The 23,092-nt window shown below is 65.5% G+C and carries 24 protein-coding genes; 13 read left to right on the top strand and 11 right to left on the bottom strand.

Going from position 1 to position 23,092, the window contains the following annotated elements; all coding sequences use genetic code 11:
* Positions 1-291: transposase (locus BM222_RS22620; protein ID WP_177243383.1), on the top strand; the 291-nt coding region annotated here is incomplete at its 5' end.
* Positions 292-297: 6 nt separating this feature from the next.
* Here BM222_RS22620 and BM222_RS22625 read toward each other — a convergent pair.
* The 8 genes from BM222_RS22625 to dnaK form a co-directional block, all read right to left on the bottom strand.
* A complete protein-coding gene (locus BM222_RS22625; protein ID WP_092232298.1) occupies positions 298-921 on the bottom strand; it encodes a 2,3-bisphosphoglycerate-dependent phosphoglycerate mutase in 624 nt (207 codons plus the stop codon).
* Between the two features lie 25 nt (positions 922-946).
* Positions 947-1,765: a 4-hydroxy-tetrahydrodipicolinate reductase gene (dapB, locus tag BM222_RS22630; RefSeq protein WP_092232301.1), complete on the bottom strand. Its 819-nt coding sequence runs from the start codon at positions 1,763-1,765 to the stop codon at positions 947-949.
* Between the two features lie 165 nt (positions 1,766-1,930).
* Entirely contained in the window at positions 1,931-2,242 is a 312-nt protein-coding gene (locus BM222_RS22635; RefSeq protein WP_092232303.1) for a DUF1330 domain-containing protein, read from the bottom strand.
* A gap of 22 nt (positions 2,243-2,264) precedes the next feature.
* Positions 2,265-2,975 carry an orotidine-5'-phosphate decarboxylase gene (pyrF, locus tag BM222_RS22640; RefSeq protein WP_092232305.1) on the bottom strand — a complete coding sequence of 237 codons (711 nt, stop codon included), beginning with the start codon at positions 2,973-2,975 and terminating at the stop codon, positions 2,265-2,267.
* A 6-nt stretch (positions 2,976-2,981) separates the two neighbouring features.
* A complete protein-coding gene (locus tag BM222_RS22645; protein WP_092232307.1) occupies positions 2,982-3,560 on the bottom strand; it encodes an NADPH-dependent FMN reductase in 579 nt (192 codons plus the stop codon).
* Positions 3,561-3,617: 57 nt separating this feature from the next.
* Positions 3,618-4,217 carry a class I SAM-dependent methyltransferase gene (locus BM222_RS22650; protein WP_092232309.1) on the bottom strand — a complete coding sequence of 200 codons (600 nt, stop codon included), beginning with the start codon at positions 4,215-4,217 and terminating at the stop codon, positions 3,618-3,620.
* An 88-nt stretch (positions 4,218-4,305) separates the two neighbouring features.
* Positions 4,306-5,442 carry a molecular chaperone DnaJ gene (gene dnaJ, locus BM222_RS22655; protein WP_092232311.1) on the bottom strand — a complete coding sequence of 379 codons (1,137 nt, stop codon included), beginning with the start codon at positions 5,440-5,442 and terminating at the stop codon, positions 4,306-4,308.
* Between the two features lie 246 nt (positions 5,443-5,688).
* Positions 5,689-7,590 carry a molecular chaperone DnaK gene (dnaK, locus tag BM222_RS22665; RefSeq protein ID WP_092232313.1) on the bottom strand — a complete coding sequence of 634 codons (1,902 nt, stop codon included), beginning with the start codon at positions 7,588-7,590 and terminating at the stop codon, positions 5,689-5,691.
* A 397-nt stretch (positions 7,591-7,987) separates the two neighbouring features.
* Here dnaK and BM222_RS22670 point away from each other — a divergent pair, with 397 nt between their 5' ends.
* Together BM222_RS22670 and pncA are read left to right on the top strand one after the other, a co-directional pair.
* The gene (locus BM222_RS22670) at positions 7,988-8,926 is read left to right on the top strand and encodes a hypothetical protein (protein ID WP_177243384.1); all 939 of its coding nucleotides are present in this window, start codon (positions 7,988-7,990) and stop codon (positions 8,924-8,926) included.
* A gap of 102 nt (positions 8,927-9,028) precedes the next feature.
* Positions 9,029-9,751, top strand: coding sequence for a bifunctional nicotinamidase/pyrazinamidase (gene pncA, locus BM222_RS22675; RefSeq protein ID WP_092232317.1), 723 nt, complete (start codon positions 9,029-9,031; stop codon positions 9,749-9,751).
* A gap of 123 nt (positions 9,752-9,874) precedes the next feature.
* Here pncA and grpE read toward each other — a convergent pair whose 3' ends face one another.
* Positions 9,875-10,480 carry a nucleotide exchange factor GrpE gene (gene grpE / locus BM222_RS22680; protein WP_092232319.1) on the bottom strand — a complete coding sequence of 202 codons (606 nt, stop codon included), beginning with the start codon at positions 10,478-10,480 and terminating at the stop codon, positions 9,875-9,877.
* Between the two features lie 68 nt (positions 10,481-10,548).
* Positions 10,549-11,667, bottom strand: coding sequence for a heat-inducible transcriptional repressor HrcA (gene hrcA / locus BM222_RS22685; RefSeq protein ID WP_092232322.1), 1,119 nt, complete (start codon positions 11,665-11,667; stop codon positions 10,549-10,551).
* Between the two features lie 167 nt (positions 11,668-11,834).
* On the opposite strand from hrcA, the gene rph reads away from it, so the two are divergent.
* Genes rph through hemW form a run of 3 tightly spaced genes read left to right on the top strand, consistent with a single transcriptional unit; the run spans position 11,835 to position 14,339 of the window.
* Positions 11,835-12,548, top strand: coding sequence for a ribonuclease PH (gene rph / locus BM222_RS22690; RefSeq protein WP_092232324.1), 714 nt, complete (start codon positions 11,835-11,837; stop codon positions 12,546-12,548).
* A gap of 11 nt (positions 12,549-12,559) precedes the next feature.
* Positions 12,560-13,195 carry an RdgB/HAM1 family non-canonical purine NTP pyrophosphatase gene (rdgB, locus tag BM222_RS22695; protein ID WP_092232326.1) on the top strand — a complete coding sequence of 212 codons (636 nt, stop codon included), beginning with the start codon at positions 12,560-12,562 and terminating at the stop codon, positions 13,193-13,195.
* Positions 13,182-14,339 (top strand): radical SAM family heme chaperone HemW, encoded by a 1,158-nt coding sequence (gene hemW, locus BM222_RS22700; protein ID WP_092232328.1) that lies wholly within the window; start codon positions 13,182-13,184, stop codon positions 14,337-14,339. Before rdgB ends, hemW begins: the two co-directional genes overlap by 14 nt.
* 2 nt (positions 14,340-14,341) lie before the next feature.
* On the opposite strand, the gene BM222_RS22705 is transcribed toward hemW, so the two are convergent.
* Positions 14,342-15,577, bottom strand: a complete 1,236-nt coding sequence (locus tag BM222_RS22705; RefSeq protein ID WP_177243385.1) for a penicillin-binding protein activator — start codon at positions 15,575-15,577, stop codon at positions 14,342-14,344.
* Positions 15,578-15,905: 328 nt separating this feature from the next.
* Between BM222_RS22705 and rsmI the strand changes: the two genes are divergently transcribed.
* The 7 genes from rsmI to BM222_RS22740 all read left to right on the top strand — a co-directional run bounded on the left by rsmI (position 15,906) and on the right by BM222_RS22740 (position 23,057).
* Positions 15,906-16,868: a 16S rRNA (cytidine(1402)-2'-O)-methyltransferase gene (gene rsmI, locus BM222_RS22710; protein ID WP_092232333.1), complete on the top strand. Its 963-nt coding sequence runs from the start codon at positions 15,906-15,908 to the stop codon at positions 16,866-16,868.
* Complete coding sequence (locus BM222_RS22715) at positions 16,855-17,268, top strand: YraN family protein (RefSeq protein WP_092232336.1); 414 nt, start codon at positions 16,855-16,857, stop codon at positions 17,266-17,268. Before rsmI ends, BM222_RS22715 begins: the two co-directional genes overlap by 14 nt.
* A gap of 10 nt (positions 17,269-17,278) precedes the next feature.
* Entirely contained in the window at positions 17,279-18,223 is a 945-nt protein-coding gene (gene gshB, locus BM222_RS22720; RefSeq protein WP_092232340.1) for a glutathione synthase, read from the top strand.
* Between the two features lie 423 nt (positions 18,224-18,646).
* Positions 18,647-19,462, top strand: a complete 816-nt coding sequence (gene cpaB, locus BM222_RS22725; RefSeq protein ID WP_092232343.1) for a Flp pilus assembly protein CpaB — start codon at positions 18,647-18,649, stop codon at positions 19,460-19,462.
* Between the two features lie 10 nt (positions 19,463-19,472).
* Entirely contained in the window at positions 19,473-20,990 is a 1,518-nt protein-coding gene (locus BM222_RS22730) for a type II and III secretion system protein family protein (RefSeq protein WP_092232684.1), read from the top strand.
* Positions 20,991-21,036: 46 nt separating this feature from the next.
* Entirely contained in the window at positions 21,037-21,774 is a 738-nt protein-coding gene (locus BM222_RS22735; protein WP_092232346.1) for a CpaD family pilus assembly protein, read from the top strand.
* Positions 21,771-23,057, top strand: a complete 1,287-nt coding sequence (locus BM222_RS22740; protein ID WP_092232349.1) for a CpaE/TadZ family protein — start codon at positions 21,771-21,773, stop codon at positions 23,055-23,057. Before BM222_RS22735 ends, BM222_RS22740 begins: the two co-directional genes overlap by 4 nt.
* Positions 23,058-23,092 lie beyond the last annotated feature (35 nt).

Below are 23,092 nucleotides of genomic sequence, written 5' to 3' on the forward strand. Positions count from 1 at the left end.
CTGCGCGAAGGCGACATCGTCATTCTCGACAATCTCGGAAGCCACAAGTCGAAAGCTGTCAGGCAAATGATCCAAGCTGCTGGCGCCAGGCTCTGGTACCTGCCGCCATACTCGCCCGACCTCAACCCGATCGAACAGGCATTCTCCAAGATCAAACACTGGATGCGGCAAGCTCAGAAGCGCACCATCGAGGACACTTGGCGCCACATCGGTCACCTCATCCAGGGCATCCAGCCTCGCGAATGCGCCAACTACTTCGCCAACGCAGGTTATGCTTCCGTCAAAATGTGAAACGCTCTAGCTCGCCAGATCCAGCTTCGAGGCCACGGTCGAATCCGCGTTGAGCCGGTAGATGATTGGCACGCCCGTCGCGAGCTCGCGCTTCAGGATGCCTTCGGGCGACAGCTTCTCCAACACCATGATCAGCGCACGCAGCGAATTGCCGTGGGCGGCGACCAGGGTGCGCTTGCCGTTGAGCACGCCGGGCAGGATTTCCTGCACGTAATAAGGCAGCGCGCGGGCCAGCGTGTCCTTCAGGCTTTCACCGCCGGGCGGCGGCACGTCATACGAGCGGCGCCAGATCAGCACTTGCTCCTCGCCCCATTTCTTGCGGGCGTCGTCCTTGTTGAGGCCGGAGAGATCGCCGTAGTCGCGCTCGTTCAGCGCGAGGTTCTTCGAGGTCGGCAGCCCGGTCTGGCCGAGCTCGCCGAGAATGAGATCGAGCGTGTGCTGCGCGCGCGTCAGCACCGAGGTGTAGGCGACGTCGAACACGAGGCCCTCGGCCTTCAGCTTGCGGCCGGCTTCGGTTGCTTCCTTGACGCCGAGCTCGGTGAGATCAGGATCCTTCCAGCCGGTGAACAGGTTCTTCAGATTCCATTCGCTCTGGCCGTGCCGCACCAGCACGAGAAGACGTTCGCTCATTGACTGCTTTCCGTTCAGGTTATCGTTAGATGTCCGCGAGGCCGAGCACGTCGGCCATGGAGTAGTGCCCCGGCTTCTTGCCATGCGCCCACAGCGCCGCCTTCAGCGCGCCGTGCGCGAACAGAATGCGGTCTTCGGCGAGATGGGACAGAGTCAGCCGCTCGAACGGGCCGAGGAAGGTGACACTGTGCTCGCCGGCGACGGTGCCGCCGCGCAACGAGGCAAAACCGATGGCCCCGGGCTTGCGCGCGCCGGTGATGCCGTCGCGGCCGCGTTCGGAATGCGCTTCGTCGAGCGGGATGCCGCGACCGGCGGCTGCCGCCTGGCCCAACATCAGCGCGGTGCCGGAGGGCGCATCGACCTTCATGCGGTGATGGGATTCGACGATCTCGATGTCGAAGCTCTCGTCGAGCGCCTTGGCGACGCGCTTGACCACGGCGGCGAGGAGATTGACCCCCAGGCTCATATTGCCCGACTGCACCACGACCGCGCGGTTGGTGACGCTCTTGATCACGGCATTGTCCGAGGCCGAAAGCCCGGTGGTGCCGACGACGTGGACCAGCCCGCGCTCGGCCGCGATCGCGACATTGGCGATGGTTGCGGCCGGCACGGTGAAATCCAGGATGCCGTCGGCGTTCTTGGACATCGCCCAGAGGTCGGCTGACAATCTGATGCCGTTTTCAGGCAGACCCGCAAGCACGCCGGCATCCTTGCCCAAGAGCTCCGAGCCCGGCGCCTCCAGCGCGCCAGCCAGCACCGCGCCTTTGCTGTCGGCAATCGCCCGCACCAGGGCGCGGCCCATCCGGCCCCCGGCTCCAGCAACAATCAAGCGCATGTCTGACATGGTGTGATCCTCTCAGCGCCGTTGTAGCGGCGGGATGCAGTTCCGGCAACCGAGGGGATCGGGGGCGTGTCGCCACGTTCACCGTCATTCCGGGGGCTCGCAGACCCGAACCCGGAATCTCGAGATTCCGGGTTCGCCTTCGGCGCCCCGGAATGACAGTGTGTTTCAGCCGTCCTGCGGCTGCGGGCCCTCATAGCCCTCGATGATGATGAGGTCGGCGATCGAGTGTGGCTGGCGCACCTTGATATTAGCCTGGTATTCCGGCGAGTTGTAGCAGGCGATCGCGGTCTGGTAGTCCGGGAATTCGATCACGACGTTGCGGGTGCGGCTGGCGCCCTCGACTGTGGTGAACTTGCCGGCGCGGACGACGAAGCGACCGCCCCATTTCTTGAAGATGGGACCATTGGCGACGGCATAGGGCTTGTAGCCCTCGTCATTGTTCACATCGACGCGCCCGATCCAGTAGCCTTTTGCCATTGTTCTTCTCCTTGGTTGTTATTCAGCCGAGCGCTTGCGCGATTTCACTTTGGATGGCTTCAGCGACCGCCTTCGGATCGGCGGCTTCCACCACCGGCCGGCCGACGACGAGATAATCCGCGCCCGCGGCAATTGCACGGCCCGGCGTCATGATGCGCTTCTGGTCTCCGGCCGCCGATCCAGCCGGACGAATGCCTGGCGTGACGAGATGCATCTTGTGGCCGACGATCCTGCGCAAGGCTCCCGCCTCCTCGGGCGACGATACCAGCCCATCGATGCCGAGCGCCTGTGCCTGCCCCGCGCGCGCTTCGACGAGCTCGGAGACGCCGAGCGGGAAACCGGCCGCGTGCAGATCGTCCTGATTGTACGAGGTCAGCACCGTGACGGCGAGAAGCTTCAGCTTCGAGGAGCCGCGGCCCTCGACGGCGCCCTTCATGGTCTGCGGATAAGCATGCACGGTGAGGAAGGTTGCGCCCAGCCTGGTGATGCTCTCGACGCCTTGCGCCACGGTGTTGCCGATGTCGTGCAGCTTGAGATCGAGGAAGACCTTCTTGCCCTCGTCGGCAAGCCTGGCGACCAGCGGCAAGCCGCCGGCATAAGCGAGCCGATAGCCGATCTTGTAGAAGGTGACGCTGTCGCCGAGCCCAGCGATCATCGCCTCCGCGGCATCGACGCTGGGCAGATCGAGCGCGACGATCAGACGGTCCTTCGGAGCGATTTCGGCTGGCGTCATGTCACCTCACATCATGCGTTGGGAAATGTCGATCAACTGCCGCACCATCTCCTTCAGCCCGTCGCTGTCGGTCTGGCTCTTGAGCCTGTCCATATCGTCGTAGGCCTGGTCGGCAAAGGCGAGCGTGAATTGGCTGGCGATCACATTGGCCTGGCAGGACGTCAGGATCAGCCGCAATGCCTGAAGCGCACGGGCGGCACCCAACCGGCTCTGCGACGCACCGGCGAGTGCGAAGGCGCGGTTGCGGAAGACATCGCCGCGTGCCTCGTGCAGATCGTGCACGCGGCTCACCCAGTCGATCGCGTTCTTCAGCAGCGGCGGCACCGAGGCGTTGTATTCGGGCGAGACGATCAGCACGCCATGATGCGCGCCGATCATGCGCTTGAGATTGATGGCGTGCTTCGGGATGCCTGACTTGGCCTGGAGATCGCCGTCATAGATCGGCAGCGGAAAATCGGCCAGCGAGATGCGGGTGATGTCGACACCGGCCTGGGCGAACTCATAGGCAGCGACCGCCGCCAGCTTCGCATTGTGCGAGCCGGTGCGCAGCGAGCCGGGAATGACCAGGATTTTCGGTGCGGACATCCGCTTCCATACGTTCGGCGAAACAAGCCCGCCGCGCAGAGAAGAAAGCCGGCGGAATTAGTCCTTGCGATACACCCAGACGCGGGCCGGCGGAAGGTTCATCCAGATCCGTTCCGAGGCCTCTGTGGACACGCCGGGCAGCGATTTCGGGATCGGCGGCACCACCGCATAGGTGAACTGGACGAACGGCGCGCCGGGCGCCAGCGCCAGGAAGGAATCGCGAATGAGCCGCAGCCGGGTCAGCATCGGCTTCGTGACCAGCGGCAGGCCGGAGACAACGGCGGAGGCCGGCGCGCTCAGGACGTTCCAGAGCGTGTCGCGCAGGCGATAGGCGTCGCCCTGCACCACAGTCGCCTGCGGATAGCGGTCGCGCAGCAGCGCGCAGAAGCCGGGATTGTATTCGACGAGCACCAGACGCTTCTGGTCGACGCCGCGCTCGATCAGGGCCGAGGTGATGGCGCCGGTGCCGGGCCCAAGCTCGACCACCGGAGCGTCGGAATCGACATCGACATAATGAGCCATGGTCCGGGCCAGCAGCTTGCCCGACGGCATCACCGCGCCCATGTGGAGGGGCTTTTCGATCCACGATCTGAGAAAGCGCACCTCGTCATCTAGACGGGGCTTCTTCAACGCACGCGCGGACGATGGCAATGGCATGTCAGGACCGGACGGGACCGCGTGACAGCGGCGTGTCAGAAAAAGGTCATAAAGACGTATAGGCCGAAGCCGATACGGTCAAGCCGGCTCAGTTCGCTCGATTACCGAAGAAATCCTTGACCTTGGTGAAGAAGCCCTCGGATTCCGGCTGGGTGTTGCCGGAGGAGAGCTTTTCGAACTCGGCCAGCAATTCCTGCTGCTTCTTGGTGAGGTTCTGGGGGGTCTCGACCACGACCTGAACGTACATGTCGCCCATCTGGCGCGAGCGCAGCACCGGCATCCCTTTTGATGCGATGCGGAATCGGCGAGCGGATTGGGTTCCGGCAGGCACCTTCACTTTGGCCTTGGCCTGATCGATGGTCGGCACCTCGAATTCGCCGCCGAGCGCCGCTGTCACCATCGAGATCGGAACCCGGCAATGCAGATCGGCGCCGTCGCGCTGGAAGAACTGGTGCTGGGCCAGCGACAGGAAGATGTAGAGATCGCCGGGCGGGCCGCCGCGGACGCCGGCTTCGCCTTCCCCGGCGAGCCTGATCCTGGTGCCGTCCTCGACGCCTTGCGGGATATTGACCGACAGCGTGCGCTCGCGGGTGACGCGGCCCTGGCCCGAGCAGGTCGGGCAGGCGTCCTCGATCATCTGGCCGCGGCCTTGGCAGCCGGGGCAGGTGCGTTCGAGGGTGAAGAATCCTTGCGACTGCCGCACGCGGCCGGCGCCGCCGCAGGTCGAGCAGGACTTGGGCTTGGTGCCGGCCTTGGCGCCGATGCCCGAGCAGGCCTCGCAGGTGACCGAGACCGGAATCTCGATCTGCGCGGTCTTGCCGCTGAAGGCTTCCTCGAGGGTGATTTCCATGTTGTAGCGCAGGTCGGCGCCACGCTCGCGACCGCCGCGGCCACGCTGGCCGGCCATGCCAAACAGATCTTCGAAAATATCGGAGAAGGAGGAGGCGAAGCCCGCACCGAAGCCGGCGCCACCGCCGCCGGGACCGCCCTGCTCGAACGCGGCATGGCCGAAGCGGTCATAGGCCGCGCGCTTGTCCTTGTCCTTGAGGACCTCGTAGGCCTCGTTGATCTCCTTGAACTTGACCTCGCTGGTCTCGTCCCCGGGATTGCGGTCCGGATGAAACTTCATCGCCAGCTTGCGGAACGACGATTTCAGCTTGCTCTCGTCGGCCGTGCGTTCGACTTCGAGGGTTTCGTAGTAGCAGCGCTTGGTGGACGTGGACATGTCTGACTCAGGTCTATCCGATCGCGATTCAAGTCGGAGCGAAACAACGTCGCCACGCGACGATATGGGCGGCCTTCCGCGTCGTGGCAGCGGAGTGCATGGGAGCGTTGAGCATAAATGCCGGGAATTGATTGATCGTAGCGGGCGCATCGCCCGTCTGTCCCGACACGAAAGCCTCCCCCCTCAGGGGGGAGGCCGACGAAGCGTGTGGGGTCCAAGCCGTCCGCATCATACCCTCTCGGGGCTTCAGGCGGACTTCTTGTTGTTCTTGTCGTCGTCGACTTCGGTGAATTCCGCGTCCACAACGTCGTCCTTCGCAGCGTCCTTGGCCGCATCGGCCTCGGCCTGCTGCTTGTACATGGCTTCGCCGAGCTTCATCGAGGCCTGCGCCAGCGTGTTGGTCTTGGCCTTGATCGCCTCGGCATCGCTGCCCTTCAGCGCTTCCTTCAGATCGCTAACGGCGTCCTCGATGGCGCGGCGCTCGGTTTCGGCGACCTTCGAACCGTGCTCGGCCAGTGCCTTCTCGGTGGAGTGCACCAGCGCATCGGCATGGTTCTTGGCGTCGACCGCCTCGCGGCGCTGCTTGTCGGCCGCGGCGTTGGCCTCGGCGTCCTTGACCATCTTGTCGATGTCGGCTTCCGAAAGGCCGCCGGAGGCCTGGATGCGGATCTGCTGCTCCTTGCCCGTGGCTTTGTCCTTGGCCGAGACGTTGACGATACCGTTGGCGTCGATGTCGAAGGTCACCTCGATCTGCGGCATGCCGCGCGGCGCCGGCGGGATGCCCATCAGGTCGAACTGGCCGAGCATCTTGTTGTCGGCCGCCATTTCACGCTCGCCCTGGAAGACGCGGATGGTGACCGCGTTCTGGTTGTCCTCGGCGGTCGAGAACACCTGGCTCTTCTTGGTCGGGATCGTCGTGTTGCGGTCGATGATGCGGGTGAACACGCCGCCCAGCGTCTCGATGCCCAGCGACAGCGGGGTCACGTCGAGCAGCAGCACGTCCTTGACGTCGCCCTGGAGCACGCCGGCCTGGATCGCGGCACCGATCGCCACGACTTCGTCCGGGTTGACGCCCTTGTGCGGCTCCTTGCCGAACAGCTGCTTCACGACTTCCTGGACCTTCGGCATGCGCGACATGCCGCCGACCAGAACGACTTCGCCGATCTCACCGGCGGTGACGCCGGCGTCCTTGAGCGCCTTGCGGCAGGGCTCGACGGTCTTCTGGACGAGGTCGTCGACCAGCGCCTCGAACTTGGCGCGGGTGAGCTTCATCGTCAGATGCTTCGGACCGGTCTGGTCCGCGGTGATGAAGGGCAGGTTGATCTCGGTCTGCGTCGTCGACGACAGCTCGATCTTGGCCTTTTCAGCGGCTTCCTTCAGGCGCTGCAACGCGAGCTTGTCGTTGCGCAGGTTGATGCCCTGCTCCTTCTGGAACTCGTCGGCGAGATAGCCGACCAGCCGCATGTCGAAATCTTCGCCGCCGAGGAAGGTGTCGCCGTTGGTCGACTTCACCTCGAACACACCGTCGCCGATTTCGAGAATGGAGATATCGAACGTGCCGCCGCCGAGATCGTACACGGCGATCGTACCGGCCTTGGTCTTGTCGAGGCCATAGGCCAGCGCGGCCGCGGTCGGCTCGTTGATGATGCGCAGCACCTCAAGGCCCGCGATCTTGCCGGCGTCCTTGGTCGCCTGGCGCTGGGCGTCGTTGAAGTAAGCGGGAACGGTGATGACCGCCTGGTCGACCTTCTGGCCGAGATGGGCTTCCGCGGTCTCCTTCATCTTCTGCAAGATGAACGCAGAGACCTGCGAGGGCGAGTAGGTCTGGCCGTCGGCCTCGACCCAGGCGTCGCCGTTCGAAGCCTTCACGATCTTGTACGGAACGAGCTTCTTGTCCTTCTCGACCATCGGGTCGTCGTAGCGGCGGCCGATGAGGCGCTTCACTGCGAAGAACGTACGCTCTGGATTGGTCACGGCCTGGCGCTTGGCGGGCTGGCCGACGAGGCGCTCACCGTCATCAGTCACGGCGACGATCGAAGGCGTCGTGCGCATGCCTTCGGAATTCTCGATAACTTTGGCGTTCTTGCCGTCCATCACGGCGACGCACGAATTCGTGGTGCCGAGGTCGATCCCAATGACCTTTCCCATGGTCCTGATATCCTTCTTTTTGCGGCAGGTTGGCTGGGCCCAGAAGGCACCCGAACCGAAACCCCCTAAGATCAAACATTCGCGATATTGCGATGGTTGAGGCTCATATAGGAGGGGGGCAGGAGCCCGCAAGGACCGAACGCAAGTTTGGACCGTGAAAACATCGGGTTTTGGAAGATCATATCCGGGCTTCACCGCCCTTGCAGGTGAGGATTTGTTAACAGGTTCAGCCCCCGGGCCGTCCCCGCTGCCGTGATCGGCCCGGCCCTGTTGCCGGCGCACCAAACCCGCTAAAAGGCGGACCGGCCGGGCAGCCTCGTCACGGGGCTGCTTCGCGCGACAAAGCGGCCAATGGCCGACCATCGTACGGCCTCAATATGAACCAATCAGAGTGCCCATGAAGCTGATCCGCCCCCTCGCCGCGCTCGCCCTTCTCGTTGTCTCCGCGCTTCCGGCGCTTGCTGCCGACGCCGTGTATCCGCCGGGTCTGCGTCTCGGCATGGTGCCGCTGGTCGGGCTGAGCAAGGCCAAGACCTTCCCGGGCTTCGAGAACGAGGACGGCAGCGTCAAAGTGCTGGTCACCGAACTGCCGCCGGCGGCCTATAACGAGGTCGCAACGGCCTTCAACGCCAATCCGGCCGGCGCCAACGGCGTCAAGCCGGAGAAGATCGAGACATCAGCGGGGCTTGCCTATTTTACCACCGAGAGCGGCAAGGCCGGGGACACGCTGGTGAAGCGCTATTCGATGATCGTGCCGGGCACTGGCTTCTCCGGCTATGTCGCGGTGCAGGTCCCGGAGAACGCCACGAAGATCTATACCGACGAGGCGGTGCGGCAGATGTTTGCGACCGCCACCCTGCGCAAGGAGGTGTCGGCTGACGAGCAGCTCGGACTGATGCCGTTCAAGATCACCGATCTCGCCGGCTTCAAGGACATCCGCACGCTGGTGCCGGGCTCGAGCATCATCCTGGCCGACGGTAGCGAGAGCGCGGGCTATGAAGCGAAGCCGTTCATGATCCTCGGCCTGATCGGCGCCACCCCGCAAGCCGCCGACGACCGCGCCCGCTTCGCCCAGGAGGCCGCGCTCCAGATCCCCGGCCTGCGCGAGTCCCGCGTCACCATGTCCGAGCCGATCCGCATCAACAGCCAGCCCGGCTTTGAGACCCGGATCGACGGCGTCAGCGGCAAGGACAAGACCCCGGTGACGGTCGTGCAATGGATCCGGTTCGGCGGCGGCACCTCGCTGCGCATCATCGCCAGCGCTCCGCGCGACCAGTGGTCCGACGCCTTCACCCGCTTCCGCGCCGTGCGCGACGGCATCCAGCCGAAGGGGTAGCGCCCATCCCCTCACCAGGGCCGGCTGCATTTTCGGGCTTTCGTTTGTACACGAACGGAACTAGGCTTCCCTCCACTGGATCAACCTTGAGGGAGGCGGACGATGCTAAATCGACGACAGATATTGGCCGCGCTGGGGACGACCACACTCGCGAGCCTCGCGCCATCGGCACTTTTCGCAGCAGGCTCGATCAAGCCGGACGATGCATCCGCGCTGCTCGTGATCGACGTGCAGAACTGCTTCCTGCCGGGCGGCAGCCTCGCCGTGAAGGAAGGCGAGCAGGTCGTGCCTGTGATCAACAAGATGGCCAAAGCATTTTCGAATGTGGTGATGACGCAGGACTGGCACACGCCCGGCCACGTCTCGTTCGCGTCAGTGCATGCCGGCAAGAAGCCGTTCGAGACCATCGACCTGCCCTATGGCAAGCAGGTGCTGTGGCCCGACCATTGCGTGCAGGGCACCGATGGCGCCGCGCTGTCGAAAGACCTCTCGATCCCGCAGGCCGAGCTCATCATCCGCAAGGGCTTCCACAAGGATGTCGACAGCTATTCGGCCTTCCTCGAAGCCGACGGCAAGACAACGACAGGCCTCGCCGCCTATCTGAAGTCCCGCAAGATCAAGCGCGTCTTCGTCGCGGGCCTCGCCACGGACTTCTGCGTCGCCTGGACCGCGCTCGATGCGCGCAAGGCCGGTTTTGAAGTCTATGTCGTGGAAGACGCCTGCCGCGGCATCGACAATCAGGGCTCGCTCGCGAAGGCCTGGGCCGACATGGCCAAGGCCGGCGTGAAGCGGATTCAGTCCGCGGATATCGCGGTGAGCGCGTAGGATACTATCGGTCGTTCCGGGGCGATGCGAAGCATCGAACCATGGTGCGCAGTTGCGCACCTGAGAACCTCGAGATTCCGGGATCGGCTCTGCGAGCCGCCCCGGAATGACTCTCAAGAAAACTCAGTTCGCTTCGTTGCTGTTCGCCGCGGGCGCGCGCTTTGCGCCGCCCTTGGCGACGCCGACCAGCGCCGGGCGCAGCACGCGCTCGCCGATGGTGTAGCCGGCCTGCATGACCTGCACGACGGTGCCCGCGGGCACCGACGCATCGGGCACCTCGTACATCGCCTGCTGGAAGTTCGGATCGAACTTCTGGCCCTGCGGATCGAACTTCTTCACGCCATGCTTTTCCAGCGCGTTGAGCAGCGAGCGCTCGGTGAGCTCGACGCCCTCGATCAGCGCGATGAGGCCGGGATCGGCCGCGGCACGCGCTTCGGCCGGAACGGCGTCGAGCGCGCGCTGGAGATTGTCGGCGATGTCGAGCACGTCGCGGGCAAAGCCGGTCACGCCGTAGAGCTTGGAGTCGGCGACCTCCTTGGCGGTACGCTTGCGCAGATTTTCCATCTCAGCCAGCGTCCGCAGCATGCGGTCGCGCGCCTCGGCGGCTTCCTTCTGCAACGTTTCGACCGAGCCGGGCTCGGGATCGTCGGGCATGATGTAGGGCTTCGACACCACGGGTTCGCCGGTCGGCGCGGCCGTGTCTTCGGGTTGCCGGTTTGGATCGGTCATCGGCTGCTTCTCGAACTCGTCTCAAGGGAGGTTTGCTGGCCCGGATATCGTGCTTCGGACGCCGAAAATCAAGCGCCCGTGATCGGCTCAATGCCGGTCAGCCCGCCCAGCAGGCGGCTGACGATGCGGGCGGCGTAGTCCACGGTCGGGATCACACGGGCATAGTTCAGCCGCGTGGGCCCGATGACACCCAGAACGCCGACGATGTGGCCGGCGGCATCCCGATAGGGCGAGATGATCGTGGAGGAGCCCGACAGCGAAAACAGCTTGTTCTCGCTGCCGATGAAGATTCTGACGCCTTCGGCGGTTTCGGCGCGCCCCAACAGGTCGATCACCCCGCGCTTGGTCTCGAGATCCTCGAACAACAGCCTGACACGCTCGAGATCCTCGAGTGCGTGCAGATCCTCCAGCAGGTTGGCGTGCCCGCGCACGATGAGCTGGCGGTCCTCGTTCTCGCCGCCCGACCAGCTCGCGATCCCGGCCGAGATCACCTTTTGCGTCAATTGATCGAGCTCGGCGCGGGCCTCGGCGAGCGCGGTTTCCAGCTCCAGCCGCGCCTCGGCGAGCGTCCGCCCGCGAATCCGCGCATTGAGGAAATTGCCGGCTTCCGTGATGGCCGAGGAGGGAACCCCCGGCGGCAGCGCCAGTACGCGGTTTTCCACCTGGCCGTCCTCTCCGACCAGGATGACCAGCGCCTTCTCGGGTTCCAGCCGGACGAATTCGATGTGCTTCAGCCGCGCATTGGACTTCGGCGTCAACACCACCGCCGCGGCGCGCGTCAGGCCGGAGAGCCGGGTCAACGCCTGATCCAGCGCCGCCTCCACCGATTGGGCGTGGCCGACCGTGGCGAGCTGGCCCTGGATCGATTGCCGCTCGGACTCGTTGAGATCGCCGACCTGCATCAGGGCGTCGACGAAGAAGCGCAGGCCGAGTTCCGTCGGCAGCCGGCCGGCGGAGGTATGCGGAGCGTAGATCAGACCGAGCTGTTCCAGATCGGCCATGACGTTGCGCACCGAAGCCGGCGACAGCGGCATCGCGATCAGGCGCGAGATATTGCGCGAGCCCACCGGCTCGCCGGTCGCGAGGTAACTTTCGACAATTTGACGAAAGATGTCGCGGGAACGCTCGTTGAGCTGGGCGAGGCCTGCGCTCGGCGCGATCAGATGGATCGGATCGTGATGGGCCACAGACGTTAACTCCTGTCAGTTCCTCGTAATTTGTCCATCCCGGGCGCGTCTGACAAGCGTGGCGTTTGCGGGGCAGATATCAGGGGCGAAAAAGCCTTGCTGCCCACCCTCACCCCCCCTACAAGCACCGCGAATAGCCTGACCTTGCGAGTTTTGGAGGATTTCCCATGCGGCCAAGCCGCCGTGCGCCCGACGAATTGCGCCCCGTGACGCTCGAGCGTGGCGTGGTCAAATATGCGGAGGGCTCCTGCCTCGTGAAATTCGGCGACACCCACGTGCTTGTGACCGCCACGCTGGAAGACCGCCTGCCGCCGTGGCTGAAGGGCCAGGGTCGCGGCTGGGTCACCGCCGAATACGGCATGCTGCCGCGCGCGACCTCGGAACGCACCCGCCGCGAGGCCTCGGCCGGCAAGCAAAGCGGCCGCACCGTCGAGATCCAGCGCCTGATCGGCCGCTCCTTGCGCACCATCGTCGATCTCGAAGCGCTCGGCGAGCGTCAGATCACCGTCGATTGCGACGTGCTCCAGGCCGACGGCGGCACCCGCACCGCCTCGATCACCGGGGCCTGGGTCGCGCTCGCCGACTGCATCAACTGGATGAAGTCGCGCAACATGATCAAGGCCAACGTGATGCGCGACAACGTCGCCGCGATCTCATGCGGCATCTACAAGGGCACGCCGGTGCTCGATCTCGACTATGCCGAGGACTCGGCAGCCGAAACCGACGCCAATTTCGTCATGACCGGTGACGGCCGCATCATCGAGGTGCAGGGCACTGCGGAACGCGAGCCGTTCACGCAGGACGAGTTCCTGGCGTTGATCGCATTGGCGCAAAAAGGCATCGCGCGTCTGGTGGACTTGCAGAAACTGGCTGTCGCGTAGTCAATAGGCCCATGCACCGCCGAATCACCGGAAAGCTCGTCATCGCGACCCACAATCCCGGCAAGCTCGCCGAGATGAAAGAGCTGCTCGCGCCTCACGGCATCGAGGTGGTGTCGGCCGGTGAGCTCGGCCTTGGCGAGCCTGACGAGACCGGCAACGATTTCCGCAGCAACGCCGCGATCAAGGCGATCGCGGCCGCGCAGGCGACCAAGCTACCGGCTTTCGCCGATGATTCCGGAATCGTCGTCGACGCGCTCGACGGCGCGCCCGGCATCTACAGCGCACGCTGGGCCGGTCCGTCCAAGGACTTTGCCGCCGCCATGGCGCAAATCGAGCGCCTGTTGCAGGAGCGCGGCGCCACCACGCCGGATAAGCGCAAGGCGCATTTCGTCTCGGCGCTGTGCGTCGCCTGGCCCGACGATCATCTCGAACAGGTCGAGGCGCGCGTCGACGGCACGCTGGTGTGGCCACCCCGCGGCACCGCCGGCTTCGGCTACGATCCGATGTTCCTGCCCGACGGACACGACCGTACCTTCGGTGAGATGACCAGCATCGAGAAGCATGGCCTGCCGCCGCTCGGCCTCGGCCTGTCGCATCGCGCCCGCGCCTTCGTGAAACTGGCGGAGATCTGCCTTGAGCCGCGCTGATAAAGAGGCGTTCGGCGTCTACGTGCACTGGCCGTTCTGCCTGTCGAAGTGTCCCTATTGCGACTTCAACAGCCACGTCCGCCACGCCGCCATCGACGAGGCGCGTTTTGCGGCCGCCTTCGCGCGCGAGATCGAAACGACTGCGCAGCGCTCGCCCGGTCGCGAGGTCAGCTCGATCTTCCTCGGCGGGGGCACACCATCGCTCATGCAGCCCGCCACCGTCGGCGCGGTGCTCGATGCGATCGGCAAGCACTGGCGCGTTGCCAACGACGTCGAAGTGACGCTGGAGGCAAACCCGACCAGCGTCGAGGCCACGCGCTTCGCCGGCTATCGCGCTGCCGGTGTCAATCGCGTCTCGCTCGGCGTGCAGGCGCTCGACGATGCCTCGTTGAAAGCGCTTGGCCGCATGCACAGCGCCCGCGAGGCACTCGACGCCGTCGCCATCGCGCGCCGCTCGTTCGATCGTTATTCGTTCGACCTGATCTACGCCCGTCCCGACCAGACCCCGGCGATGTGGGCGGACGAGCTGCGCCTTGCGATCGATGAGGCGGCCGAGCATCTGTCGCTCTACCAATTGACGATCGAGGAAGGCACGCCGTTCTTCGGCCTGCACCAGGCGGGCAAATTGAAGACGCCGGACGAAGTGGTCGCGCGCGCGCTCTACGATGTGACGCAGGACACCTGCGACAAGCTCGGCCTGCCCGCCTACGAGATCTCGAATCACGCGCGACGCGGCGCCGAGTGCCGGCACAATCTGGTGTACTGGCGCGGTGAGGAATATGCCGGCATCGGCCCCGGCGCCCATGGCCGCCTCGACATCGACGGCATCAGGCACGCCACCGCCACCGAGAAGCGCCCCGAAGCATGGCTGATGCGGGTGGAGACCAACGGCGACGGAATCGTCACCGACGATCTCCTCAACAGCGAGGAGCGGGCCGACGAATTCTTGCTGATGGGATTGCGCCTGGCCGAAGGCATCGACCCCGAGCGCTACAAGGCTTTGTCTGGCCGTCCGCTCGACCCCAAACGTATCGCGCTGCTGCGTGAGGAAGGCGCGATCACGGTCGACGCGGCGGGACGGTTGCGGGTGACGAGCAGCGGTTTTCCGGTGCTGGACGCGGTGGTCGCGGATCTCGCGGCGTAGGACTACGCCCCAAAACTCTTCGGCGAGCCCGCGACCGCCACACCGCCGCCCGTGGTCACCTTCATCACCGCAAGGCCGCGCTCATTGGTGCCGTCCGCACGGAAGCGGAACAGGCCATCGATGCCGGCGAAACCGGAGGGATTCGTGAGCACGTCGGCCGAGAAGCGCGTCGTACCCTGCGTGCGCGCAAGCGCTGCGACGAGCGCGACCGCATCATAGGCGAGCGTCGCGGTGCGGATCGGCTCGGCGCCATATTTGGTGCGGTAGCGGCCGGAGAACGCGCGGAAGCCGGCCGGATCCGGCGCAGCGTAGAGGCCGCCCTGCAGCGCCGGGCTCGCATAGACGCGCGGGCTGTCCCACAGGCCTGTCCCGAGCAGCTGGATGTTGCGCAAATTCGCGCCCGCTGCGGTCATCGCGTCTGCGACCGAAACGACGGCATCGCCGTCGTCGGCAATGAACAATGCGTCCGCGCTGCCGAGCTGCTGTGCCACGTTGCGCGCCGGCGTGGCTCGATCGACGCCGTATCTTTCGAACGCGACGACACGTCCACCGCGCCTGGGCACCGCGGCCTTCACCGCGGCTTCGACGACGTTGCCATAGGCATTGTCGGGCACGAGCACGGCAACGGAGCGTTTTCCGATGCCGGCGGAATATTCGATGATGCGGTTGACGTCGGACTCCGGCAGGAAGCTCAGGAGATAGACGCCGCGGCCGGCGATGCTGGAATCGGTCGAGAACGCCATCACCGAGATGCCGCGTGTGCGCGCGACCTGCGCCACCGCCGGCACCGACTGCGCGAACAGCGGCCCCAGGATGATCTCGGCACCTTCGTCGACCGCCTGCTGCGCACCGGCTTGCGCGCCCTGCGGGCTGCCATTGTCGTCCTTGATCAGGAGCTGGATGTTCGGGTTCTGGAACTCGGCCAGCGCCATCTCGGCGGCGTTGCGCATGGATTGCGCCGCAAGCCCGGCATTGCCCGCGGCCGAGAGCGGCAGGATCACCCCGACCTTCACGCCGCCGGTGCCGGCGGTCGTCGCCTGCTGTGGCGGACCGGCCGGCTGGGCCGGAGGCGGCGAGGAGCTGGAGAACGGGCTGGAAAACTGACTGAGGCTCTGCTGCACGCCGGCGCAGGCCGAGAGCAAGGGCGTGCCGAGCAGCAGGCCAAGCGCACTCCGCCGGGTCGCCCCCGACATCGGGGGTCCCTGAACGGAAGACTTCGGATCACGCGGGCCCACCATGGCAGCTTCTCTTCTGACCGGCCGCGGGCGGCCCGTCACTTCACTTTTGTCCGCAACACAAGCCGCGGATTCAGGCATGTTGTCTGCAAATAGTTAACCAGAACAAAAGGATAATGACCGCTTAACGCGGCTGCCCGTCGTTCCTGGCCAGCTGTTCGCCGTCCGTCACGCAGCATCAAGGCGGGGTTTCCGCCGCGAATATGGCACTGACGCTTCATTCCCCTCGAATGTGATGCCAGATGGATCACATTCCAGCCCCCTCTCCAATATGATCTTTTTCCGGGGACTGGTTCCCAGCCCTCGGGATCATGCCTAAGTTCGATTCATTATGCGCGCAAAGCCGGCCCCGATAAATACGACTGAAGCTGCGGACGCCGCGTCGCGCGGTTTCTCCATCGACGCCCATCGGCTGTCAGCTCCGAAGCCGGCCGCCGGCCTCTATCTGGTCGCGACCCCCATCGGCAATCTCGGCGACATCACCTTGCGGGCGCTCCAGACGCTGGCCGGGGTCGACGTCATCGCCTGCGAGGACACCCGCATCACGCGGCGCCTGACCGAACGTTACGACATCTCGGCGCAGCTCAAGCCATATCACGAGCATAATGCCGAGGCTGCGCGGCCAAAGATCCTGCAGGCACTCGCGGCGGGCGGCTCGGTCGCGCTGGTGTCAGACGCCGGCACGCCGCTGATCTCCGACCCCGGTTACAAGCTGGTGCGCGAGGTCTGCGCCGCCGGCCATGCGGTCTTTGCGCTGCCCGGCCCGTCGTCGGTGCTGGCGGCCCTGTCGGTTGCGGCGCTGCCGACCGACCGTTTTTTCTTCGAAGGCTTCCTGCCCGCCAAATCGGCCGCGCGAAAATCGCGCCTGGCCGAGCTCGCGCGCCTCGATGCCACCCTTGTGATGTTCGAATCCGGCAATCGCGTGCAGGACACGCTTGCCGAGCTCGCCGAAATCATGGGGACGCGCGAAGCCGCGATTTGCCGCGAGCTGACGAAATTGCACGAGGAGGTTTCGCGGGCGATGCTGAGCGAGCTTGCGCGCGAAGCCCACACGCTGGAGACGCGCGGCGAATTCGTGCTGGTGATCGCGCCGCCCGCGGCCGACGCCGACATGTTGACATCGGATGCACTGGACGATCTCCTGCGCGCGCAGCTCGCCACCAACAGCGTCAAGGACGCCGTCGCGCATGCCGTCGCGCTTTCGGGGCGGCCCCGCCGCGAGATCTATGCCCGCGCGCTCGAACTCGCCAAGAGTCTGCACGAGGATTTGCGGGGCGGCGATGGCGAAGACTGAGAGCGTCGCGGAACCCAAACCGGAGCGAAAGGTCGCCTCGCCCGAGCGTGTCGCCGCGTTCCGCACCGGCATCTCGGCCGAGAGCCGCGCCGCCGCCTTTCTCATCGCCAAGGGTTACCGCATCCTCGCCAAACGCTACCGCACGGCGCATGGCGAGATCGACCTCGTGGCGCGCCGCCGCAACCTGATCGCCTTCGTCGAGGTCAAGGCGCGCGCCAGCCTCGACGAGGCCGCCTATGCGGTCACGCCACGGCAGCAGCAGCGCATCATCGATGCCGCGCAGGGCTGGCTCGCAGCGCATCCCGAGCATGCGGAATTCGAGTTGCGATTCGACGCCATGCTGATTGCGCCGCGGTCACTTCCACGCCATGTGTTGGCGGCATTCGACGCCTCGACCTGAAAGGCAGCCCATGAAACTGAACGTCGCCGTCCAGATGGACCCCATCGCCCGCATCAACATCAAGGGCGATTCCACCTTCGCGCTGCTCCTGGAGGCGCAGAAGCGCGGCCACGGCCTGTCCTATTATACGCCCGACAAGCTCTCGATGATCGGCGAGGAGATCGTCGCGCCGGTGCAGCTGCTGACGGTGCGCGACGAGCCCGGCGATCATTTCACCCTCGGCGAGCCCAGGCGCGAAGCGCTCAACGGCTTCGACGTGGTGCTGCTGCGCCAGGATCCGCCGTTCGACCTCGCCTATATCACCTCCACCCATCTGCTCGAACGCATCCATCCAAAGACGCTGGTGGTCAACGATCCCGCCGCGGTGCGAAACGCGCCCGAGAAACTGTTCGTGATGAACTTCCCGCAGCTGATGCCGCCGACTTTGATCTCGCGCGACTTGGATGAGATCAACGCGTTCCGCGACAAATACGGCGCCGTGGTGATGAAGCCGCTGCACGGCCATGGCGGCGCCGCGGTGTTCCGCGTGATGCCGCAGGACATGAATTTCGGCTCGCTGTTCGACATGTTCTCGGTGACGTTCAAAGAGTCCTGGGTGATCCAGCAATTCATCCCCGAGGTGAAGCTCGGCGACAAGCGCATCATCCTGGTCAATGGCGAGTTCGCAGGCGCCGTGAACCGCGTGCCGGCGACCGACGATCTCCGCTCCAACATGGTGCGCGGCGGCGCGGCCAAGGAGACCGAGCTGACGCCGCGCGAACGCGAGATCTGCGCCACCGTCGGACCCGCGCTGCGCGAGCGCGGCCTCCTGTTCGTCGGCATCGACGTCATCAACGGCAACCTCACCGAGATCAACGTGACCTCGCCGACCGGCATCCGCGCCATCGCACGCCTTGGCGGCCCTGACGTTGCGGCCAAAATCTGGGACGTGATCGAGCAGAAGCGGGCGAAGTAGCTCCGCATCCATCAGCGTCACCCTGAGCGGGAAGCTCCTTCAGCGGCCCCTGAAGGGCAACGGCCCGGCTGCATCTCGGCCGGTCATGCTTCGAGGCTCACGGCGCGCTGCTTTGCATCGCGCCGGTCGCACCTCGGCATGACGGATCAATGTCGTCACCGTGACGACGCGCCTCGCCGTCACTAACCACCCATTCACCATGACGCCGCCGCGCTTCCTCCGAAGGTAGGAGTGCACCTGCGTGAAACTACGGGGCCACTGACCGACCGGGATAACGCGGCATTCACCATCCGCCCAAAACGCGCACCGTCACTGGACATCACACTCGGCCTCGCAACACCCCTTATACTTTTACTCCCTACTCATCGACGCGGGGGAACCCGCCACGTGCGGTTCGAGTGCCCCGCGTGAGAGTAGAAGCGTATGAACACCGCACGCATTGTCGTTCTCGTCATCGCGCTGAGCGCCGGCGGCCTCGCTGCGTATCTGGCGAGCAGCTACGACAACAAGCCCGCGCCGGTCGCCCCGGTGGCCGAGAAGCTGCCGACGACCGAGGTGCTCGTCGCCAAATCCGACATCCAGCTCGGCCAGGCCGTGAAGACTGAGGATCTGCAATGGCAGACCTGGCCGCAAGCGACCGCCAGCAGCGCCTTCGTCCGGCGCGACAGCAGGCCCAACGCGCAAGCCGAGATCGCCGGATCGATCGCGCGCGTGCCGTTGATGCAGGGCGAGCCGATCCGCGAGCAGAAGCTGGTGAAGGCCGACGGCTCCGGCTTCATGGCCGCGATCCTGCCCTCGGGCATGCGGGCCGTATCCACCGAGATCTCGGCAGAGACCGCTGCCGGCGGCTTCATCCTGCCAAACGACCGCGTCGACGTCGTGCTGACGCGCCGCCTGAAGAACCCCGACACCAGCGGTGCGACCGGCGGCAATGACCTGATCCTGTCGGAGGTCGTCCTGTCCAATATCCGCGTGCTCGCGATCGACCAGGCGCCGAAGGAAAAGGACGGCCAGACCGCCGTGATCGGCAAGACCGTCACGCTCGAGCTGAAGCCCGAGCAGGTCGCCACGCTGTCGGCCTCGCGCCAGGGCGGAACTTTGACACTCGCACTTCGCAGCATCGCCGATGCCAGCGCCGCCGACGGCGCGGCGGAAGACCAGGCGCTCAAGCAGCGTCAGAGCGGCGTGAACGTGATCCGCTACGGCGTGCAGACGCGACAACTAACGTCACAGAAGTGATGGAGACATGATGAACGACGGGGATTATCGGATGGGCCTGCGCATTCGGGGGAAGCGCGCCGGCTCGTTCTGGGCAGGGGCGATGGTGATGGTGGGGCTGGTCGCAGCCCCCAATCTCGTGCGCGCCGCGGATGCGCCGGTCGGAGACCAGGCGCCGATGCAGGCGCCGGACCTCGGCGTGGCGCCGGTCGCGACCACCGCGCCCGCACGGACGCGTTCGCTGTCGCTTGGTATCGGCAAGTCCGTGGTCATCGACCTGCCGCGCGAGGTCAAGGACGTGCTGGTGGCCGATCCCAAGATCGCCAATGCGGTGATCCGGTCGTCGCAGCGCGCCTACATCATCGGCGCACAGGTCGGCCAGACCAACGTGGTGTTCTTCGGCGCCGAGGGCCAGCAGGTCGCCTCCTACGACATCGCGGTGAAGCGCGATCTCAACGGCATGCGGACGGCGCTGCGCCAGTCGCTGCCGGGCGTGCAGATCGAAGGCGTCGGCGACAGCGTGATTCTGACCGGTTCGGTGTCGAGCCCGGTCGAGGCCCAGCAGGCCGGCGACGTCGCCGCGAAGCTCGTCGGCGGCAGCGACAAGGTCGTCAACAACATCGTCGTCCGTGGCCGCGACCAGGTCATGCTGAAAGTCGTCGTCGGCGAAGTCCGCCGCGACATCGTCAAGCAATTGGGCGTCGACCTCAGCGCCAGCCTGAATGCCGGCACCGCGGTGGTGAACTTCAACAATTCCAACCCGTTCACTGCCAGCGGCGGACCGCTGGTCGGCAACAACGGCCTCGGCGTCACAGGGCTTGCCAAGGGCGTCGCCACGGTCAACGCCACGATGCGCGCGATGGAGAGCGCGGGCGTGATGCGGACGCTGGCCGAGCCGAGCCTGACCGCGATCTCGGGTGAATCGGCGACTTTCATCGCCGGTGGCGAATTCCCGATCCCCGGCGGCTACGCCTGCGATCCGGCCACGCATGTCTGCACCACCCAGATCACCTACAAGAAGTTCGGAATCTCCCTGAACTTCACGCCGGTGGTGCTCAGCGAGGGCCGCATCAGCCTGCGCGTGATGACCGAGGTTTCGGAGCTGTCGAGCCAGAACGCGATCACGGTGTCGCAGGCGCTGTCCGCGAACTCGACCAACTCGATCACCATTCCCTCGGTCCAGACCCGCCGCGCCGAGACCACGCTGGAAATTCCCTCCGGCGGTTCGATGGCAATGGCCGGCCTGATCCAGCAGCAGACCAAGCAGGCCGTCAACGGCCTGCCCGGCGTCGACCAGATCCCGATCCTCGGCGCGCTGTTCCGCAGCCAGGACTTCGTCAACAACGAGACCGAGCTGATGGTGATCGTGACCCCCTATGTGGTGCGCGCGGTCGCCCAGAAGGAATTGTCGCGGCCCGATGACGGTTTCGCACCATCTTCGGATGCGCAGTCGGCGCTGCTCGGTCGCATGAACCGCCTCTATGGCATCGCGCGCCACGTCGATCCGATCGAGGGCATCAGCGGCGATTTCGGCTTCATCATCGACTGACACGAACGGTTTGGGGACCGGGACAGCGGTAAGAGGGGACCAGGCGATGACGACGACGACAGAAGATCGATTTCGCAGATTGCGTATCGCGCTCGCGCTGACCGGGCTTTCCGTCATGCTGGGAGCCTGCAACACCACCAGCGACGTCGTCACCACGCAGACGGTGCCGACCGATTACCGCATGCGTCACCCGATCGCGGTGCAGGAAGGCACGCGCTCGATCGTGATCTTCGTCGGCAAGGCGAGAGGCGGTCTTTCGGCCCCGCAAGCCGCGGACGTGATGGGCATTGCCCGCGACTGGGTGCGCGAAGGCACCGGCTCCGTGGTCGTCGACGTGCCCATCGACACCGCGAATTCGCGCGCAGCAGCTGCGACCTATCACGAAATCCGCGCCGTGCTCGGCAGTGGCGGCGTGCCGTCGCGCGCCATCGTCCAGCATGCCTATCGCCCCGAAGATCCCGGCCTGTTGCCGACCATCCGGCTGAGCTATTCCAAGATCACTGCGGTCGCCGGCCCCTGCGGGCTGTGGCCCGAGGACATGGGACCGTCCATCGTCGATCCCGGCTACAACGAGAACAAGCCCTACTTCAATCTCGGCTGCGCCACCCAGCGCAATCTCGCGGCGATGATCGACAATCCCGCCGACCTCGAGCAGCCGCGCGCGGAGACGCCCGCCTATACCGCGCGGCGCGACATCGCCTTCGACCGCTACCGCAAGGGCAACCCGACCGCGACCACCTATCCCGAGGCCGACAAGGCCAAACTCAGCGACACAGGCAAATGACTGAGATCCACGACGAGGCGGACGATCCGCAGCACCCCGACGAACACATTGCGCCGGTTCCTCGTATCTCGGTGCAGGCCTTTTGCGAGACCGAGCAGACGCTCGCCTCCATCACTGCGGCCGGGCAGGACCGCCGTCTCGCCAAGGCGCATCTCACCGTCAGGAGCGGCGGTCTCGCCGCGGCCATCGACGTCTATGACACGATGCCGACGCCGAACGTCATCGTGATCGAATCCGACGGCACACGCGACATTCTCGAAGGCCTCGACGACCTCGCCGGCGTCTGCGATCCCGGCACGCGCGTGGTCGTGATCGGCAATCCCAACGACACCGCGCCTTATCGCGAGCTGGTGCGTCGCGGTGTCAACGACTACGTGATCGGCCCGGTCCAGACCATCGACGTGGTGCGCTCGATCTGCAGCCTGTTCTCGGCTTCCGAGGCCATCATCACCGGCCGCATCATCGCGGTGGTCGGCGCCAAGGGTGGCGTCGGCGCGTCGACCATCGCGCACAATTTGGCCTGGACCATCGCCCGCGATCTGGCGCTCGACTCCGTCGTGATCGATCTCGACCTCGCCTTCGGCACCGCCGGCCTCGACTACAACCAGGATCCGGCGCAGGGCATCGCCAACGCGGTGCTGTCGCAGGACCGGCCCGATACGGCGCTGATGGAGCGCCTGCTCGCCAAATGCACCGAGCGCCTCAGCCTCCTTGCCGCACCTGCGACCCTCGACCGGGTCTATGATTTCGGCGCCGAAGCGTTCGACGCGATCTTCGACACCTTGCGCATGACCACGCCATGCATCGTGCTCGACGTGCCGCACCAATGGTCCGCCTGGACCAAGCGCGCGCTGGTCAATGCCGACGACATCGTCATCGTGGCCGAGCCTGACCTCGCAAACTTGCGCAACACCAAGAACATGCTGACCGTGCTCAAGGCGGCGCGGCCGAACGACCGGCCCCCGCTCTATTGCATCAACCAGGTCGGCATGCACAAGCGGGCCGAGATCGACGTCAAATCCTTCGCCAAGACGATGGAGGGCCAGCCGCTCGCGGTGATCCCGTTCGACTCGAAGCTGTTCTCGACCGCGGCGAATAACGGCCAGATGATCGCGGAGGTCTCCAAGAGCCACCGCACCACCGAACTGTTCCAGACCATGGCCAACCGCCTCGCCGGGCGCGGCGAGGTGAAGAAGCCGAAGCGTTCGCTGCTCGGACCGCTCCTGAAGAAGCTGAAGGGCAAGAGCGGACGCGCATCAGCGCCGCATCGCAAGGCGTCGTAAAGCGCGGAGCGTTTTCGAGCGAACGAAATCGGCGG

The sequence above is a fragment of the Bradyrhizobium sp. Gha genome, from assembly GCF_900113735.1.
Taxonomy (GTDB): Bacteria; Pseudomonadota; Alphaproteobacteria; order Rhizobiales; family Xanthobacteraceae; genus Bradyrhizobium.